The 16,624-nt window shown below is 40.4% G+C and carries 19 protein-coding genes; 14 read left to right on the top strand and 5 right to left on the bottom strand.

Translation table 11 applies throughout. The features are described 5' to 3' along the window. Nucleotides 1-88 precede the first annotated feature (88 nt). The 14 genes from CXF83_RS13340 to CXF83_RS13275 all read left to right on the top strand — a co-directional run bounded on the left by CXF83_RS13340 (nucleotide 89) and on the right by CXF83_RS13275 (nucleotide 12,946). A complete protein-coding gene (locus tag CXF83_RS13340) occupies nucleotides 89-295 on the top strand; it encodes a Flp family type IVb pilin (RefSeq protein ID WP_101089105.1) in 207 nt (68 codons plus the stop codon). Nucleotides 296-369: 74 nt separating this feature from the next. Continuing rightward, nucleotides 370-933 carry an A24 family peptidase gene (locus tag CXF83_RS13335; RefSeq protein ID WP_101089075.1) on the top strand — a complete coding sequence of 188 codons (564 nt, stop codon included), beginning with the start codon at nucleotides 370-372 and terminating at the stop codon, nucleotides 931-933. A 14-nt stretch (nucleotides 934-947) separates the two neighbouring features. Then, a complete protein-coding gene (locus tag CXF83_RS13330; RefSeq protein WP_101089076.1) occupies nucleotides 948-2,270 on the top strand; it encodes an AAA family ATPase in 1,323 nt (440 codons plus the stop codon). 49 nt (nucleotides 2,271-2,319) lie between these two features. Further along, nucleotides 2,320-3,123, top strand: coding sequence for a Flp pilus assembly protein CpaB (cpaB, locus tag CXF83_RS13325; RefSeq protein WP_101089077.1), 804 nt, complete (start codon nucleotides 2,320-2,322; stop codon nucleotides 3,121-3,123). Nucleotides 3,124-3,169: 46 nt separating this feature from the next. Beyond that, on the top strand, nucleotides 3,170-4,606 hold the full coding sequence (locus tag CXF83_RS13320) for a type II and III secretion system protein family protein (protein WP_101089078.1): 1,437 nt from the start codon (nucleotides 3,170-3,172) through the stop codon (nucleotides 4,604-4,606). Nucleotides 4,607-4,651: 45 nt separating this feature from the next. Beyond that, nucleotides 4,652-4,969: a hypothetical protein gene (locus CXF83_RS13315; RefSeq protein WP_232775105.1), complete on the top strand. Its 318-nt coding sequence runs from the start codon at nucleotides 4,652-4,654 to the stop codon at nucleotides 4,967-4,969. A gap of 17 nt (nucleotides 4,970-4,986) precedes the next feature. Beyond that, the gene (locus CXF83_RS13310) at nucleotides 4,987-6,330 is read left to right on the top strand and encodes a pilus assembly protein TadG-related protein (RefSeq protein WP_232775104.1); all 1,344 of its coding nucleotides are present in this window, start codon (nucleotides 4,987-4,989) and stop codon (nucleotides 6,328-6,330) included. A 10-nt stretch (nucleotides 6,331-6,340) separates the two neighbouring features. Then, nucleotides 6,341-6,820 carry a TadE/TadG family type IV pilus assembly protein gene (locus CXF83_RS13305; RefSeq protein WP_101089080.1) on the top strand — a complete coding sequence of 160 codons (480 nt, stop codon included), beginning with the start codon at nucleotides 6,341-6,343 and terminating at the stop codon, nucleotides 6,818-6,820. After that, on the top strand, nucleotides 6,817-7,266 hold the full coding sequence (locus CXF83_RS13300; RefSeq protein WP_101089081.1) for a TadE/TadG family type IV pilus assembly protein: 450 nt from the start codon (nucleotides 6,817-6,819) through the stop codon (nucleotides 7,264-7,266). The genes CXF83_RS13305 and CXF83_RS13300 overlap by 4 nt, the downstream gene beginning before the upstream one ends. Nucleotides 7,267-7,360: 94 nt before the next feature. Next, on the top strand, nucleotides 7,361-8,593 hold the full coding sequence (locus CXF83_RS13295; RefSeq protein ID WP_101089082.1) for an AAA family ATPase: 1,233 nt from the start codon (nucleotides 7,361-7,363) through the stop codon (nucleotides 8,591-8,593). A 1-nt stretch (nucleotide 8,594) separates the two neighbouring features. Further along, nucleotides 8,595-9,923, top strand: a complete 1,329-nt coding sequence (locus CXF83_RS13290) for a CpaF family protein (protein ID WP_101089083.1) — start codon at nucleotides 8,595-8,597, stop codon at nucleotides 9,921-9,923. 12 nt (nucleotides 9,924-9,935) lie between these two features. Next, the gene (locus tag CXF83_RS13285) at nucleotides 9,936-10,913 is read left to right on the top strand and encodes a type II secretion system F family protein (protein WP_101089084.1); all 978 of its coding nucleotides are present in this window, start codon (nucleotides 9,936-9,938) and stop codon (nucleotides 10,911-10,913) included. Nucleotide 10,914: 1 nt separating this feature from the next. Further along, nucleotides 10,915-11,874, top strand: a complete 960-nt coding sequence (locus CXF83_RS13280; RefSeq protein WP_101089085.1) for a type II secretion system F family protein — start codon at nucleotides 10,915-10,917, stop codon at nucleotides 11,872-11,874. A gap of 40 nt (nucleotides 11,875-11,914) precedes the next feature. Then, on the top strand, nucleotides 11,915-12,946 hold the full coding sequence (locus CXF83_RS13275; RefSeq protein WP_101089086.1) for a tetratricopeptide repeat protein: 1,032 nt from the start codon (nucleotides 11,915-11,917) through the stop codon (nucleotides 12,944-12,946). 104 nt (nucleotides 12,947-13,050) lie between these two features. Here the strand turns inward: CXF83_RS13275 and hypA are convergent, their stop codons facing one another. The 5 genes from hypA to hypB are packed head-to-tail and all read right to left on the bottom strand — an operon-like array spanning nucleotide 13,051 to nucleotide 16,541. After that, nucleotides 13,051-13,398, bottom strand: coding sequence for a hydrogenase maturation nickel metallochaperone HypA (hypA, locus tag CXF83_RS13270; protein WP_101089087.1), 348 nt, complete (start codon nucleotides 13,396-13,398; stop codon nucleotides 13,051-13,053). Then, nucleotides 13,398-14,414: a hydrogenase expression/formation protein HypE gene (hypE, locus tag CXF83_RS13265; RefSeq protein ID WP_101089088.1), complete on the bottom strand. Its 1,017-nt coding sequence runs from the start codon at nucleotides 14,412-14,414 to the stop codon at nucleotides 13,398-13,400. Before hypE ends, hypA begins: the two co-directional genes overlap by 1 nt. Continuing rightward, a complete protein-coding gene (gene hypD / locus CXF83_RS13260; protein ID WP_101089089.1) occupies nucleotides 14,411-15,532 on the bottom strand; it encodes a hydrogenase formation protein HypD in 1,122 nt (373 codons plus the stop codon). The genes hypE and hypD overlap by 4 nt, the downstream gene beginning before the upstream one ends. Next, the gene (locus tag CXF83_RS13255; RefSeq protein ID WP_101089090.1) at nucleotides 15,532-15,780 is read right to left on the bottom strand and encodes a HypC/HybG/HupF family hydrogenase formation chaperone; all 249 of its coding nucleotides are present in this window, start codon (nucleotides 15,778-15,780) and stop codon (nucleotides 15,532-15,534) included. Before CXF83_RS13255 ends, hypD begins: the two co-directional genes overlap by 1 nt. Further along, nucleotides 15,780-16,541 carry a hydrogenase nickel incorporation protein HypB gene (gene hypB / locus CXF83_RS13250; protein WP_101089091.1) on the bottom strand — a complete coding sequence of 254 codons (762 nt, stop codon included), beginning with the start codon at nucleotides 16,539-16,541 and terminating at the stop codon, nucleotides 15,780-15,782. Before hypB ends, CXF83_RS13255 begins: the two co-directional genes overlap by 1 nt. Nucleotides 16,542-16,624 lie beyond the last annotated feature (83 nt).

Genomic DNA, 16,624 nt, shown 5'->3' with positions numbered 1-16,624 from the left:
GGTGACGTTATGTAAGCTACTGCCATTTTGGGATGATGTTTTTCAATATTCTAACTGGCTTGAATTAATGGTTATTTGGAGAGTTATTATGAATGTTAAAAAATTGCTTAAAGATTTTATCGAAGATGAAAGTGGTTTGACAGCTGTTGAGTATGCCATTGCAGGGGGGCTTGTGGTTGGAGGTATGATCGGTGCTTTTAATATATTAGGCGATAATGCGACAGCTAAAATTACTTGTCTCGGTAACGCGGTGAATGGTGCTTCAGCAGATTGCACCACGGCAGCAGGTTCTTGATTAGAGTAAGGTGTAAAGATAGCTCACGGTAAAGCGTGAGCTTTAATCAGAGGTTTATTTTTTAACAGGTTATTATGAATGATATTCAAATAATAGTGCAGGTTGTTTTAACTAGCGTATTTTTCATAATGGCTATTTCAATAGACTTGTTGAAAGAGAAAATACCTAATAAATTATGCTTGATGGCTATATTTTGTGGTTTTGTAGTTAATAGCTATTTTGCCCACTTTAATGGGCTACTGTTATCTTTTGTTGGTTTTTCTCTAGCTTTTATTATACTTTTCCCAACATTTTTAATGCGAGTATTAGGTGCTGGAGATATTAAGTTAATGATGGGCATTGGTGCCCTAATAGGGCCTAGTCTTCTTGTCTCTAGTATTGTATATGCACTTTTTGCGGGTGCGTTTACGAGTATATTGTTGGTTCTTTGGAAGACAGGTTTATCAGGGTTATTAAAAACAGTTAGAAGATATTGGTACTGCTTTTATTTAAGAACATACTTTAAACCTGACGGTGATGAAGCCGCTGGGCAAAAGGTCCCCTATGCTCCAGCATTGGCTTTAGGTTGGATATGGGCATGTAGTGCGGATCCGCATATATACGGTTTATATTCTTCTTTTAGCCATTATATATCTTAATAGGGGTTTCAGTCATGGAACTTAAAGAACAAAGATACCCTAATTTGGTTAATACTGATGCTTCAGAATTAACGGACGCCGCCACTAGATTGGCACCAAGGCCTACAACACTAGAGGATACCGGTCTTTCTGAGTCATTATTGCTAGATTTGCTTTTGAAGCATTTTTTAGCAGGCGGTGTGCTTACAAAAGAACAAATGGTGAGTTTAATTGGTGTTACTGGCGGAATTATCCAGCATTTACTCGACTCAGCAAAGGCACTCGCTTGGGTTGAAAATAGGCAAACGACAAATGATGGACAGATGCGTTATTCGCTTAGTGCAGGAGGAGAACTCCATGCGAAGCAGGCTTTATCTAGAAATGGCTATCTGGGACTCGCACCAGTTCCTTTGAAACAATATGGAGATGTTTGCAGAAAACAATCTAGCAGGGCTAATCCAATTACTTTTGAAATGTTAGAAAAAAGCTTGTCTTCGTTGGTATTGCCAAAAGATCTCCTTTTTAAAATTGGGCCTGCTATGAACTCAAGTAGACCTGTACTTATCTATGGACCTCCTGGTACTGGTAAGAGTTATTTATGCCGCCACTTAAATTTGGCGATAGGTGACAATGTCCTTATCCCATATGCTTTAGCAATTGGTAATGAAATTATACAGGTGTTTGATCCAGAACTTCATCATCAAGTGAATAACGAAGGACATGTTAGTAGTCTACATTTGGCTAAAGGACATGATCCAAGATGGCTGAGGTGTAAACGACCACTGAGAATAACCGGAGGTGAGTTAACTTCTGAGATGTTGGAGGTTCAGTTTGATAGTCATAGTCGTACGTATATGGCGCCACTCCAGCTAAAGGCCAACAATGGTATTTTATTGCTAGACGATCTTGGTAGGCAGAAAATTAGTGCGAAACAGCTCTTTAATCGCTGGATTATCCCTATGGAAGAACGTAGAGATTTCTTAAGTTTACAGTCTGGTGAGCACTTTGAAATTCCTTTTGAGCTTATTTTACTTTTCTCAACTAACCTTAATCCGAAAGAGTTGGTTGATGAAGCTTTTCTTAGACGACTTGGATACAAAATTCATTTTGATGCACTAGATGAAAAGTTATATAGAAAAATTTGGTTTCAGGTCTGTGCAGATTTGAACCTGAGCTGTACGGAAGATGTATTTCAATACCTTTTAAATGAACTTCATAAGCGATATGAAAAGCCCCTTATCCCTTGTTATCCGAGAGATTTGTTAGGGATTATGTCAGATCAAATTAGCTTTATGGAATTTGAGCCCGTCATAACGCCTTCATTGGTAGATTCGGCATGGTCCATTTATTTTGTCTAAATGTATAACATTCAAATTCAAATTTAATTTTATCTTTTAGGAGCGACAAATGAATAACAAAACTCTCTTATTTGTCATTTTATCACTCGTGTTTGGCGTTACTGCTGTTTATCTCGCTCAAAACTGGCTTAAAAGTAACAGTCAAATTGAGGTTTCAGGAAAAACAGGCAATGTCATTACAATGGCAGTTCAAGTGCCTTTAGGCGCGATATTAGAGCGTAAGCACCTAGCATTAACATCGGTACCAGAAGCATTTATTCCTAAGGGAGCAATACAGGATATTAAAGATGCTGAAGGTAAAGTCGTTAAACAACGGTTATATGCTGGAGAAGTGTTGAGGAAAGAAAGGTTAACGGTTAAAGGGGAAGGGAGTACTTTAGCCAGTTTAATCACACCCACAATGCGGGCGGTAACTATTAGGGTGAACGATGTAGTTGGTGTCGCAGGTTTTCTACTTCCTGGAAATAGAGTCGATATTATTAATATTTTTAAATCAAATGGTTTGAAAACTGACGTTGTACTTTCTAATGTAAAGATTCTCGCGATTGATCAAAGAGCTTCAAATGATGAAAATAAACCCGTTGTGGTCCGAGCTGTAACACTGGAGTTAAGCTTAGAGCAAGCAGAAGTGCTGATGATTGCTAAGAGTAGAGGTTCATTACAGCTAGCACTGCGAAACCCAAATGATACGGCTGTCATTGAATTAGCAACCATAGACGAAACTGCAGAAGTTAACACTGAAAGTGCTCAACCAGTTGAAATTAAGCAAGTGGCTAGCGTCTCTAATAGAAGTAAACAAAAAGTAATTTTGCTTAAAGGAATGAAAGAGCAAGAGATTAAAGTCAATAATTAACAGTTAATGACACAAGCGTTAAGTATCGTGTTTTAAGGAGAGTAACATGTCATTTTTTCGTCATTGTTCAATCGTCTGTTTGTTAGCTATGTTAATTACGTCAGTTGCACAAGCTGGAGGTCCTACTGCAGGTGTTAGAAATGATATTAAACAGATTCCAATTTTCAAGTCTAAGGTATTGATGTTAAATCAACCTGTACATCGCGTATCAGTAGGAAACCCTAGTATTGCAGATATTAAACTCTTACCAAATAATGAACTTTATATATTAGGCAAGCAGTTGGGTAGTACTAATATAATGATTTGGGACAAAAATGAAGTACTGTCCAGCATTATGGATATTGAAGTTACTCATGATTTAAATGGGTTAAAGACACGATTACACCAGTTCCTTCCATCTGAAAAATTGGGCGTTCAAACATCTCAAGGACAGTTACTTCTCAGTGGCCAAGCATCTAACCTACAAAAAATGAATACAGCTGTTGAGCTCGCCCAAGGATACGCTGAAGCCGCTGCCGGCGGTACTGCACCAAGCAGGGTTTTAAATATGATGACCATTGGGGGAGACCACCAAGTCATGTTGGAAGTCGTGGTTGCGGAAGTGCAGCGCAATGTAGCGCGTCAATTTGATTCCAAATTCTTTATTTTTAATCAAGGTGATAATCTTTCTGGAGGTGTTATCGGCGGCGGTGGTGGTTTTAATCCTGGAAGCATTGGTGGTGTAGATGGAAAAGGTTTGTTTGCACAATACGTTAATGGTGATCTATTGATGAATTTTGCGCTAGACGTCGCGAAACAAAATGGGTTGGCAAAAGTGTTAGCAGAACCCAATGTTACTGCCATGAGCGGTCAATCTGCAGAGTTCCTTTCTGGTGGGGAATTCCCTATTCCGGTGCCAGGTGAGAACGGTAACACAACCATTGAGTATCGAGATTACGGTGTTGGGGTTAAATTTGTGCCAACAGTGCTCGATTCAGGACAAATTAACTTAAATTTAAATGTTGTTGTAAGTGAAATTAGTACTGCAAATGGCTTTTCAATATCGGGTAATACGTCCACATCATTGATTGTCCCGTCTTTAGTAAAACGAAGTACGGCGACAACAGTGGAACTCGCAGATGGACAAACTATCGCGATAAGCGGGTTAATCAGCGACACTCTAAGAGAAAATATAGATAAATTGCCAGGGATAGGAGACATCCCTGTTTTAGGACAACTATTCACCAGCAAGAGCTTTCAGAATGGGCAAAGTGAATTGGTGATCCTAGTGACGCCTAGGCTTGTTCGTCCCTTTAATCGCAAAGATATTTCTCTACCTACTGACGGATTTGTGTTGCCATCTGATGTTGAATTCTACCTATTAGGAAAGCTATCTCATAAAGAAAAGTCTGAAAATGACGGTGAAACACCTTATGAGCCTGCCAGATCCGATACTAATATTGACGATACAGGAACTCAACAGAAGTATGGTCATTCACTTTAAGTCAATAGAGATAGAGCGGTAATTTAGAGTTATGGAGATAGCATAATGAATTTATTAAGAATTAGAGAAAAATGGTGTATCTCGTTGGTGAGCTGTCTTACAGTATTTTCCCTTAATGGCTGTACCCAAATTAATGATTTTCCAATGGGTGAAAGTTACTATCAAATAAAACAAGTTCAAATACTCGATGTTGAAGCCCCAGAACGTAATGATGGAACTATACTTAGTCTTGATGGCACTTATGGTGAAAAGGTCATGCAAGCATACCGAGATAGTAGCGTTAAACCGCAATCATCTAAGAATATGGGGTCGACCAAAGCAAGTAGTTCAGGTAGCTCCGGCTCGGGTTCAAGCAGTAATTAGGTCAGAGGTGAAAGGCCATGATGTTATTAAATAGTGGATACACAAACAAAGGTGGAACTTCATTACATCGACAGTCCGGTGCGATTTTGGTGATGTTTACCCTTGGTATTTTTGCAATTGTTGCTATGTCGGCCTTAGCGCTGGATGGTGGCCATATGCTACTAAGTAAAGGCCGTTTACAAAATGCAGTCGATGCTGCGGCGTTGAATGCAGCAAAAGAGTTACAAGAGGGGGCGACATTGTTTGAAGCAAGGCAAGCTGCCTACTCAATCTTGCTGCAGAATTTATCGTTTAACGAAAATGGTGAACTGAACAGCTCGGTGTCTTTGTCGAGTCCTGATTATAATAGCACGCAGGTAACCCCCCGTTTAAAAATCGAATTTTCTGAGTTACCAGACCCTTTCAACCCTGTTCTTACTGAAGGCACTAGGTATGTTCGGGTTAAAGTTGAAGATGTTTCTTTATCAAACTTTCTTGCCGACATTCTTGATTTTAACAAAGTAATAAGAGCCTCTGCTGTCGCTGGACGTAGCCAAGACCTCGCTTGTGTAAACAAAGTATTACCACTCCTGGTTTGTGGCAAAGTCGGCTCAACAGCTGAAACCAATTACGGATTAGCGGATGGGTTGCACTTGATGAAACGAGGGGCTAATCAGCCAAGTACAAATGGCTCGGGTAACTTTCAGTTGATTAGCCTAGATGGCGATAGTGGCGGGAGTGATTTAAGAGACGCTTTTTCTGGCAATTATTCTCCAGACCAATGTGTCAGTAAAGGCACTGTGGCTACAACCCTACCAGGAAACAAAGTTGGGCCAGCCGCTCAAGGAATGAATACTCGGTTTGCGGATTGGGGCCAGGCAGGAACAAATAATGAAGACAATCCGCGCGATTTTAATATATGTGAGGGCACACCGGTAACTATCGAAGAAGTTCAAGCTGTCGATGATGGCGGAAACCTGATGTTTGATGACAAGGGCAAACCCGTTATGCAAACCGCTATCGATCCTACCTCAATAGCGGGTGCGTATCGATGGACTGATTACGACGCCGCCAATCATTCTGAGACTCCAGTAGCTTGCGCAACGACGGATGATGAAAACGCTATAGCGTTACGTAGGGAACTCGAAGTTATTGTGGGAATTTGCGATCCGGATGCAGGCGGAACTTACGATGTTAGCATTTTAGGTACAGCTTGCTTCTTCTTAACGCAAAAGGTGGGTAAGACCGGTCAGGATTCATATATTGTAGGTGAGTTTTTAAAGACCTGTTCAAATTCAGGCCAAGCTTCTTTAGATCCCGATTATGTAGGTGATAGCTCAACGATTGTCCTGTATTGGGACCCTGACAGTCCAGACTCTTAGGTGAAACACAATGAAGAACCAATTATTGTATAAAAAACAAAGGGGAATAGCGGCAATCGAATTTACGATTATTCTGCCTTTGTTTTTGGTATTAATATTTTTTACAGCCGAACTAGGACGAGCGCTTTATCAATACAGTCAGTTAACAAGAATGATACGCGATGCTGGCCGTCATTTGTCCCAAACCATAATCACTACCGGGAACGGTGTACCCTCAGATTTAATCGACGCATATTGTAATGGCTGTATCTCCGAAACTACAAATATACTTATATATGGTGCCAGTTCCGGAGCAACCACACAATTATCTGGTATTAGTATCACTGATATTTCAATTTCAGAATTTCCCATTGATAGCGGTATTATGGTTATTTCAGTCGATTATGATTGGACGCCTATTTTCTTCGATAAAATGTCTGGATTTGGCTCGGGGGAGGGCATAGACCTGAGCTTTAGCATGAATTCAACCTATGCAGTGAGGGCAATATGAAGCATATTAAAGGAGTTTATGCTATTGAGTTTTCTATTGTCGCGAGTGTATTTTTCTTAGTGCTGTTTTCTGCTATAGAAGTAGGTCGGTTGTTGTATACCTATAGTGTTTTACATGAAGCTGCGCGACGTGCTGCGAGAATAGCTGTAGTTTGCCAGCTGAGTACTGATATTCGTTCCCAAGCGCTTTTTAATGGTGCTGACTTAGTCCCTAACTTGTCCAATGATAATCTAACGATTAGTTATCTAAAATTGGATGGCACCCTTATAGAAGATTTAGTCAGTGATCACGGTCTCATTCGGCTAGTTAGAGCTGAAATTACAGGTTATAAACACCAATTTCTGATTCCAGGCCTATCACGTACACTTAATTCCCCCACTTTTTCAGCAACTTTACCAAGAGAAAGCTTAGGCGTTTTTAAAGGCGGTACATCCGACTGTAGCTAACTTTTCTTAAATTAATCGGTAAATATTTAAATGAATTAGGGATTTATGACTATAGTGAATGTAGTGGTATTAAACTTATGGGATAGGGAGCGAAATGGATAAGCCGCTAGAGTTATATGTTCCAGATAATAGCCAAAACCCAGAGTCAAGCTTGCATATGTCTTTACCATTTCCAGTGCAAGCGATAGTTGCGAGTAATGGAAATGAGCCTTTGGAGTGGATGACTCACCATTTCGCTAAATATGATAACTTTAAATGGTGTGAAACCTCATATCTAGAGGCTTTTATTGGTAAGGAACAAGTTGAGTTTAATCTAATATTATTAGTTCTACCAAATGATGAATCCGAAGCGGTTAAAGCCTTAACTTATGCTTCAAACTTTAATACTGACATTATAATACTTGGTCTGGATACTCCACAGAAGATCCTTCGATTAGCCTTTCAATATAAAGTGAGTGATTTCATCCCTTTTGGTGCGAGTAAAGAAGAGTTGTTTTCTTCGCTGGAAAAGGTGTCTTTAAAATTAATTGAACAAGCTGATTTGGCACCCGTGATAGCCGTTATTAATGGTAAGGCTGGTTCGGGAGCAAGCTTTATCGCAGCCAGTTTGGCTGACGTTGTGTCTCAAAGAGCACAAGGCAGTGTTGCATTAATCGATACCGATCTCCATCACGGTACGTTGGCGCACATGTTTGGATTTGAGCCAAAGTATTCACTTTGTGATGTTTTAGGCTCATTAGAAGAATTAGATGAAGTCGCATTGAAAAGCACCATGGTGATTAAGGGGAATTTGAATTTATTGGCGTCAAAACCATTTGAACTATTAAACACCAATAATGACTTAGATTTAAGCCGGAACAAAGAATTGATCTGGAAGTGTAGGCACTTCTATAACCAAGTGGTATTGGATTTTTCTCGTGGTCCTGAATATTGGAATGGCGATATGCTTAATGATGCTAATATTTTGGTTGTTACTCAGCAAAATATTATGCATCTACGTCAAACAAAGGATTTGATCCTCCAGTTGACATCAAATATGGGAGTTGCACACGAAAGAATTAGTATTATTGTCAATCGATACGACAAAAACTCTAATATTAAGCTCTCTGATATAAAAGAAGCGATTGGTGTTACATCCGTTTTCACTATTATTAATGATTATAAGTTATCTAGTGAATGTGTGGAGTTAGGGAAGCCTATTACTGAAATTGCTAAGAAACAGCAAATGTTTTTAGACATGAAGCTTATTGCAAATAATTTCATGCCTGAAGTTAATAGTAAGCCTTCTAAGAAGGCTGGTTTTTGGAAAAGACTATTGGGGACATGATATGGAAATAAATAAAGAGACCCAAGGGATTAATGACTTCCAGCCATTAACTCAGGAAGAACAGGATATTAAAGTTCAATTATACGATAAGCTATTGAGTGTTATGGACTTATCATTAATTGAGACGATATCTAAGGATCAAGCTCGAGAGCAGATTAGTGAGATTAGTAGCCAATTACTTAATGAATTTCATATACCAATTAATTTAGCCACCAGAAAACGTTTGATAAAGCTTATTATTGATGAGGTGTTAGGGCTAGGTCCCTTGGAGACACTATTGGCTGACCCCTCTATTTCGGATATTTTAGTTAACTCGTTTGATCGAGTTTACATAGAACGTAGAGGTAAGCTTGAACCTGTAAATATAAAGTTTCATAGTAATGTACACCTACTTAATATCATCGATAGGATTGTTTCCAGCGTAGGGAGACGTATCGATGAATCTTCACCTATGGTAGATGCTCGATTAGCTGATGGATCGCGTGTGAACGCCATTATCCCACCGCTTGCTTTAGATGGACCATCATTGTCGATTAGACGATTCGCAGTCGATAAGCTTAATGCGAAACAGCTTATTGATATTGGTTCGGTTACTGAGTCGATGATTGAACTCCTTAAAGGTGCGGTTAAAGGAAAACTAAACATCCTAGTTTCAGGTGGTACCGGCAGTGGTAAAACTACTTTACTGAATATGTTATCTGGTTTTATTCCAAGCGATGAACGTATTGTCACCATTGAGGATTCAGCCGAATTACAACTACAGCAGCCTCATACGGTAAGGTTAGAGACTCGTCCACAGAATATTGAGGGTAAAGGGGAAGTTTCACAGCGTGACTTAGTTAAGAACTGTTTAAGAATGAGACCCGATAGAATTGTGATTGGTGAGGTTCGTGGTGGTGAAGCTTTGGATATGTTGACCGCGATGAATACAGGCCATGAAGGCTCCTTAACAACTCTGCATGCAAACAGTCCTCGTGACGCCCTGGGGCGATTAGAGTATATGGTTTGTATGGCAGGGTTCGATATGCCAGTGAGTAACATCCGCACTCAGGTAGCTTCAGCGATAGACTTAGTAGTACAGCTTGAGCGTCAGGAGGATGGTAGAAGGAGAATAACAAGCATTCAAGAGATTAACGGCATGGAAGGCGACATTATTACGATGTCGGAAATCTTTAGATTTTCTAGACAAGGGCTGGACGAAGATGGGCAAATCAAAGGCGAGTTTGAAGCAACAGGGGTCATTCCAGGCTTCCACACCAAGCTGAAACTACACGGAATTGAGTTGCCTTATAATTTATTCAATTGTGGCGATCCATTTGCAGAATTTTAAAGGCGGTCTTAAATGTTTTCCAATCAACTCATATTTCTCGGCCTTATTTTTGTTGCTGTAATTTTTCTCTCGCAGGCCTTGTTTCTACCTGTTTATAGCCCACAGCGAGCCAATACTGCATTAATTCGTAAACGTTTAAAAAAATTATCAGAACAGTCAGGAGATATTACTTACGAAACGTCTTTACTTCGCAAGAGCCGACTTGGAAAGCTTGGTACTGTTGGCCGATGGTTAGAAAGTATTGAGTTCATAGAAAGCATAAGCTATCGGTTGGAGCTTGCTGATTATAAAATGATGGGTCATCAATTTATAATCTTAGCCTTTATTAGTGCTTCGATTGCAGGTATTGCAGCTTGGGTCTATTTGGCTGAGCCATTAGCGGCTTTGTTAGCGTTCGCAATGATTCTCTATTTATTTAACTTCAAGCTCAACCGTGATACATCAAAGCGAATGGACAAAATTGAAGAGAGCTTTCCTGATGCTTTAGATGTATTGCGAAGGGCTTTGCAGGCCGGTTATTCATTTTCTGATGCGGTAAAACTTGTTACAGAGGAGATGGAAGGGCCACTTTCGAAAGAGTTTAGTCTAATGTTCGCCAATATTAATTACAGTAAGGACACGAAAAGAGCCATTTTGGCGTTTATTGAGCGAGTACCAAGTGTATCCGCAATGGCATTTGCAAGTGCTGTGATGGTGCAAAAAGAAACTGGCGGAAATTTAGCTGAAAATATTAAGAACTTAGCTCGAGTTATTAGGCTGAGATTTACCTTTAGGCGTCGAGTGAGAACTTTATCTGCAGAAGGACGGTTATCAGCATGGATCCTTATGTTACTTCCTTTTGCTCTATTTGCTGTTATTTATATCCAGACCCCTGGGTATGTCGGAGAGTTAACTGGTACTGAAGAAGGACATAAATTACTTATTTGGGGCGCTATCGGGATGTTTATCGGTGGTATATGGATAAGCAAATTAATAAGGATAGATATGTAATATGGACTTCCTCATTGGTTTATTTGGTCAGTTTTTTGAAGATCCCCAACATGTCGAATGGGCTATTTACACTGTAGCTGCAATTGCTGGAGTGACGCTCGCTATCTCAATCTCGTATTTGATCAGTGGTGTTTATTCACCAATTAGAAAGAGGCTAAAATTATTAAATGATAATACACCCATTAAAACAGAAGATGTAACAGGGACACTTGAGCATGGTATCGGTGAAATGGCGAAAAAGCCTTTTTTTAATTTGTCCAACTACCAAACAAAGCGACTACTCATACATGCAGGGTTTCATTCTCAGAATGCATTAGCAGTGTTCAATGCTTCTCGTTTATTGTTAATTCTATTAGGCACTATTATTGCTATTGCTTTACTCAATATTTTTCCGAATATTTCTGGGATATGGACTATATATATATTTTGCTTATGTCTAGGTGGTGCTTTTATAACCCCATCAACGGTCTTACAATCGTTGGCTAATCGTCGTATGCGTCAATTACGGGTTGGTTTTCCAGATGCATTAGATCTACTTGTTGTTTGTTGTGAAGCGGGTCTAGGCTTGATGGCTGCAATGCAAAGGGTGGCCAGAGAACTTGCATTTAGCCATCCAAAATTAGCGAGTGAATTAGAGCTTGTTTGCAGTAAAACTAGAGCCGGACTGACTATTAAAGTTGCTCTTCAAGAGTTTACCGATAGAACGGGCCTTGAAGATATTAAAGGCCTTAACTCTGCTATTTCACAAAGTATGCGCCTAGGTACTGGTATAGCGGAGACGCTCAGAGTATTTTCAGATGAGTATCGTGATAAGCGCTTGCAAGCTGCTGAAGAGCAAGCTGCAAAGTTAGCGGTAAAGATGATCTTTCCAATGATGTGTTGTATTTGGCCTTCATTTTTTATTGTGGCTGTAGGACCTGCGGTGTTAAAAGTGATGAAAGTATGGGGTCAGGCTTTTTAAATAATTAATGGCTACAATCAGAGACCAAAAGGGATCCAAAATGCTGACTGTTAAACCTACTTTTAGAATTTCACGCAACTCTGTTTTAGCGATGTTATTTCTTATACTATTTTGTGGCTGTTCTTCAACCACTCCAGAAGAACCGTTAGCAATCAAAGCACCTGACAGACAAGATCTACTTGATGCCGGAGCCTTATCATCTATAACCTCTGATTTTGAAGCTCCAAAAACGGAAGAGGAAGCATTGAGTAAAGCTAGGAAGGAGGAGCAAGCTGGTAATTTGGAAAAAGCACTTTATGCGTATATTCAGGCTTTAGATTTTAATGCCAAAAATGCTAACACCTTTTATCATATAGGCCGGATCCATACGATGCGGGGAAATCCTGATATCGCTTTTAGAGCTTATAATGAAGCCCTTGTACTTGACCCTAATTTGGTGATGGTACATGCAGATCTTGGGGTCGTTAGCATGGATAAACGTCAATATAGAGAGGCGAGAATCCATTTAGAAAAAGCGATAGAGTTAGATCAAAAAAGGTTAGCGTCAATCAAGACCAGTCGTCTAATTGGGACATTGTATGTTCCAGATCGTGAATCACCAGCTCGAGTTTATAATGCGATTGCCATCCTTGATGATGTACAAGATGATCATGATAAAGCACGAGAATATTTCAGGCTTTTAATAGAGCTTCAGCCACATTCAGCCATCTTGATATCAAACTTGGGATATTCTTATTACTTAACGGGGGATCTCACAACGGCTGAAAAATATTTACGACAAGCAATTCAAGAGGATCAAAATTTGGACCGTGCTTGGACCAATTTAGGATTAGTTTATGTTCGAAAGGGCTTGTATAAGCGAGCGCTAGCGACATTTGAACAAGCAATGGAACCAGCAGATGCACTAAATGATCTCGGCTATTTTTTAATGTTAGAAGGCAACTACGATAAAGCGATAGAGTTATTTGAAAGAGCTATCGATACTTCACCAAGCTATTTCGAACAAGCACAGAAAAACTTAAAAAGAGCGAGAGCTGAACTATCAGATGAGTTTAGTCACGCTACTAATTAGTCAAAATATCAATCCAACTTATTTGTTAAGGGGTTATTGGTTGTTATGCCAATGACCCATTATTAATGTGCACTTCGTTTAAATTTAAATCATTCAATCAATGACTAAACCTGCTCTAACTCTAGTTGCATTAACATCATATCTTCACCGTCTAAAACTTCAGTATGGGTACTTTGACAATGGCTACAAACGATGTTTCTTTGGTCATGTATCGATTCGTTGTTACACGATAAACAGCTTATGACGAGTGGCTGTATATTCATTTCGAGGGTCGCTTCTGCGCATATACCTTCCAACTTAAACGTTTCAAAAGCAGTTTTTAGCAGGCTGGGTTCTACACCACTTAAGATCCCCAGTTTAATACTGACCCGAGTCACCTTATTAGCATCATTTTGCTGCGCAAACTTTTCACACTCTTCGATCAGTGCTGTGACTATAGAATATTCGTGCACTAACAGATCCTCGGTAGAAGTTCGCCCTGGGGGACGTCTAAAAATCGGCGACTACCCCATGGAGTATTCAATATCACTTTACCCGGTTTTATTTGATTTACATGGCCAATAAGCGCGGCTTGTTCGCAATGGCAGAAAGTCTTCATTACTTCTAGTGTTGCCGCGACAGAGGTTTGAGGTACTGCGAGAATAAAGGTGCCTTCATTGGCTAAATCAAAAGGCTCAAAACCGTATAACTCACATAAGCCAGACACCTCACTGCTCACTGGTATCGCTGATTCGTTCACCTCTATACCAACATCTGACGCAGATGCCCACTCATTTAGCACTGCGGATAAACCACCACGCGTGGCATCTCTCATGGCATGGATCTCTATATTGGCGGCAATTAGCTGCTCCACAATTGGCCAAAGGCTAGCGCAATCGCTGGTGAGATCTGATTCGAGTGCAAGGCCTTCGCGAGCCATTAAAATAGCGGCGCCATGACGACCTATATCTCTGGAGACGATAATGGCATCTCCGTCTTGTAGATTTTTAACCGAGATTTCATTATTAATAATTCGGCCAACACCTGAGGTATTGATAAAAAGGCCATCTGCACAGCCTCTCGGTACCACCTTAGTATCTCCACAAACAATACGGGCACCTGAACGTTTAAGCTCGTTCGCCATGCTGGTTACAATGACCTTAAGATCATCAATGGCAAAGCCCTCTTCGATGATAAAACTGCTGCTTAAAAATTGTGGTTCAGCCCCCATCATTGCTAAATCGTTAACGGTTCCTGCAATGGCAAGTTTGCCTATATCTCCACCCGCAAAAAAAAGGGGGGCAACGGTAAAGGAGTCAGTTGTAAAAGCCGTATATCCACTAAAATGCAGTCGAGCTGCATCTTCTTCACTTCTAAGGATAGGGTTGTCAAAGGCTTTGAAAAATATATCTTTAATCAGACGGTTCATCTCTTTACCGCCACCGCCATGACTTAGCTGAACGGTTTTATTGGCTTTTAAATGACTCATTCAGTAACTCCGTTATAACGAAAATGTGCATTACAAGCACCTTCAGAGCTGACCATACAACTGCCCAAAGGTGTTTCCGGGGTGCAACCACGGCCAAAAACTTTGCAATCTTTGGGTTTTGATAAACCACGTAAAATATCACCACACTGGCAAGCTTTATGATCGTCTATTTCAATATTTGGTAGTTGCTCTTTATATACCTGTTCAGCATCTCGGTGACGATATTCATCGCGGAGCATTAGAGCTGAATCAGCAATGGGACCAAGTCCGCGCCATCGAAAACTGGGTCTAATGATCATGTATTTGTTGATCAGTGCTTGAGCGGTTAGATTACCTTGTTCTGACACTGCACGGCTATATTGGTTTTCGAGCAATGCAATGGCTTTAACCTTTTGCTTAGCAATCATTAAGATCGATTCCATTACATCAACGGGCTCAAAACCGGATATAACCAATGGGGTATTATAGGTTTTAACTGCTGAGCGATATACCTTGGCGCCACTGATCACACTGACATGCGCAGGGCCGATAAAGGCGTTAACTTTAACATTTGGGTCTGCCATGACAGCATCGATCGCCGGTGGGACCAGTACATGGTTGATATGAAAAAGCAGGTTGGAAATATGACGTTTTTCTGCTTGCTCTAACAGCACTGCCGTCATTGGGGTTGAGGTTTCGAATCCAATAGCAAAGAAAATGACTGTTTTCTCCGGATTGTCAGTGGCTATAGTAAGACAGTCTAGTGGATCGTAAATGGGTCGAATATCGCAGCCGCTGGCTCTGAACTGAGCAAGGTTGCCGTTGGAACCGGGCACTCGGATCATGTCACCGAGTGTAATAAGAATAGTATCGGGTAAGCTTGCTAACGCCGCAGCATGGTCAATACGCTCTTTTGGCATAATACATACGGGGCAACCAGGTCCATGAATAAATTCAATATTGTCTGGCAACAATTGATTTAAACCGTATTTCATTATGGTGTGGGTATGTCCGCCACACACTTCCATAATATTAATTTGGCCCGGATATTTTGCCGCCGTGATGGCTATTTGTTTTGCCAGCGACTTAATCACCTCCGGATCTCTAAATCCTTGGTAGAGCTCGTTTAAAGAGAGCATTATGATACGTTCTCCTCTTGCTCTAGTTTCTCTACGATCTCTTGATATAACGCGAGGCTTTCGAGTGCGTCAGCCTTATCTATCTTATTCATGACAAAACCAATGTGAATAAGGACATAGTCACCCAGCGCCAGTGGTTCACTCATCAAATGGCTACTGACTTTACGTTTAACGCCCATGGTATCGACAGTGACAGATTCTTGCCCTGCATGTAATTCAACGACCTGCGATGGGATTGATAAACACATTAGGCGTTACCTCCCATATGCTTCGCTATCCAGTCGGCAACGTTGCGTAGTGATTGAGTGTCTTTAATCGAAACCTCAATAAGCTCAACATTGGGGTTAAGCTTTTTAAGTTGGGCTTTTGATTCTTCAATACTGAAATCAAAATGGGGTAGTAAGTCACACTTGGTGATTAAAACTACATCTGCACGACGGAACATTACCGGGTACTTTTCGATTTTATCATCGCCTTCTGGCACCGATAACAACACAATGTTTTTATGTGTGCCAACATCATAGCTAGCAGGGCAGACTAAGTTACCTACGTTTTCGATAAAGCAGATATCGAGTGGCTCCAGATCAATATGGTGCAATGCACTATGAACCATAAAGGCATCTAAATGGCATGCTGAGCCGGTTTGGATCTGGAAGGCTTCGATCCCTTTTGCTGTTAATCTATCGGCATCTCTCGATGTTTCAAGATCGCCTTCAATAACAGCATATTTCAAATCCATGTGCAGGTGTAAATGTTCAAGCACTGTTGTTTTACCACTGCCTGGGCTACTCATGATATTAAACGCAGTCACTGACTTGGCTTCAAAGTGTTCGCGGTTATGTTGTGCTTCTATGTCGTTTTTATCTAGAATCTTATGGATCAAAGACAAGGTTTTTTTGTCATTTAACTGCGGGTTAGTCGCTATGTTTTGATCTTTTTTTGAATGAGAATGGCTCGGGTTTAAAGAGTGATCATGACGGGTAATTGAACAGCCACAGTCTTGGCACATAGGTAACTCCGTATTATTAGTTATATCTCATTGTCGGCCATCTTTAATGGCGTAGCATTGATGTAAATCAGTTTTAGCGGCAT

This window comes from Shewanella sp. Choline-02u-19, assembly GCF_002836205.1.
Taxonomy (GTDB): Bacteria; Pseudomonadota; Gammaproteobacteria; order Enterobacterales; family Shewanellaceae; genus Shewanella.
Note: the sequence above shows the minus strand (reverse complement) of the source record. Positions and strands in the feature narration are given on the sequence as shown.

Coding starts and splice junctions, on each gene's coding strand:
- CXF83_RS13300 (WP_101089081.1), top strand. CDS start 6,817: ATGAAGCATATTAAAGGAGTTTATGCTATTGAGTTTTCTATTGTCGCG.
- CXF83_RS13305 (WP_101089080.1), top strand. CDS start 6,341: ATGAAGAACCAATTATTGTATAAAAAACAAAGGGGAATAGCGGCAATC.
- CXF83_RS13255 (WP_101089090.1), bottom strand. CDS start 15,780: ATGTGTTTATCAATCCCATCGCAGGTCGTTGAATTACATGCAGGGCAA.
- hypD (WP_101089089.1), bottom strand. CDS start 15,532: ATGCTCTCTTTAAACGAGCTCTACCAAGGATTTAGAGATCCGGAGGTG.
- CXF83_RS13320 (WP_101089078.1), top strand. CDS start 3,170: ATGTCATTTTTTCGTCATTGTTCAATCGTCTGTTTGTTAGCTATGTTA.
- hypE (WP_101089088.1), bottom strand. CDS start 14,414: ATGAGTCATTTAAAAGCCAATAAAACCGTTCAGCTAAGTCATGGCGGT.
- CXF83_RS13330 (WP_101089076.1), top strand. CDS start 948: ATGGAACTTAAAGAACAAAGATACCCTAATTTGGTTAATACTGATGCT.
- hypB (WP_101089091.1), bottom strand. CDS start 16,541: ATGTGCCAAGACTGTGGCTGTTCAATTACCCGTCATGATCACTCTTTA.
- CXF83_RS13335 (WP_101089075.1), top strand. CDS start 370: ATGAATGATATTCAAATAATAGTGCAGGTTGTTTTAACTAGCGTATTT.
- CXF83_RS13310 (WP_232775104.1), top strand. CDS start 4,987: ATGATGTTATTAAATAGTGGATACACAAACAAAGGTGGAACTTCATTA.
- CXF83_RS13315 (WP_232775105.1), top strand. CDS start 4,652: ATGAATTTATTAAGAATTAGAGAAAAATGGTGTATCTCGTTGGTGAGC.
- CXF83_RS13285 (WP_101089084.1), top strand. CDS start 9,936: ATGTTTTCCAATCAACTCATATTTCTCGGCCTTATTTTTGTTGCTGTA.
- cpaB (WP_101089077.1), top strand. CDS start 2,320: ATGAATAACAAAACTCTCTTATTTGTCATTTTATCACTCGTGTTTGGC.
- CXF83_RS13275 (WP_101089086.1), top strand. CDS start 11,915: ATGCTGACTGTTAAACCTACTTTTAGAATTTCACGCAACTCTGTTTTA.
- CXF83_RS13280 (WP_101089085.1), top strand. CDS start 10,915: ATGGACTTCCTCATTGGTTTATTTGGTCAGTTTTTTGAAGATCCCCAA.
- CXF83_RS13290 (WP_101089083.1), top strand. CDS start 8,595: ATGGAAATAAATAAAGAGACCCAAGGGATTAATGACTTCCAGCCATTA.
- CXF83_RS13340 (WP_101089105.1), top strand. CDS start 89: ATGAATGTTAAAAAATTGCTTAAAGATTTTATCGAAGATGAAAGTGGT.
- CXF83_RS13295 (WP_101089082.1), top strand. CDS start 7,361: ATGGATAAGCCGCTAGAGTTATATGTTCCAGATAATAGCCAAAACCCA.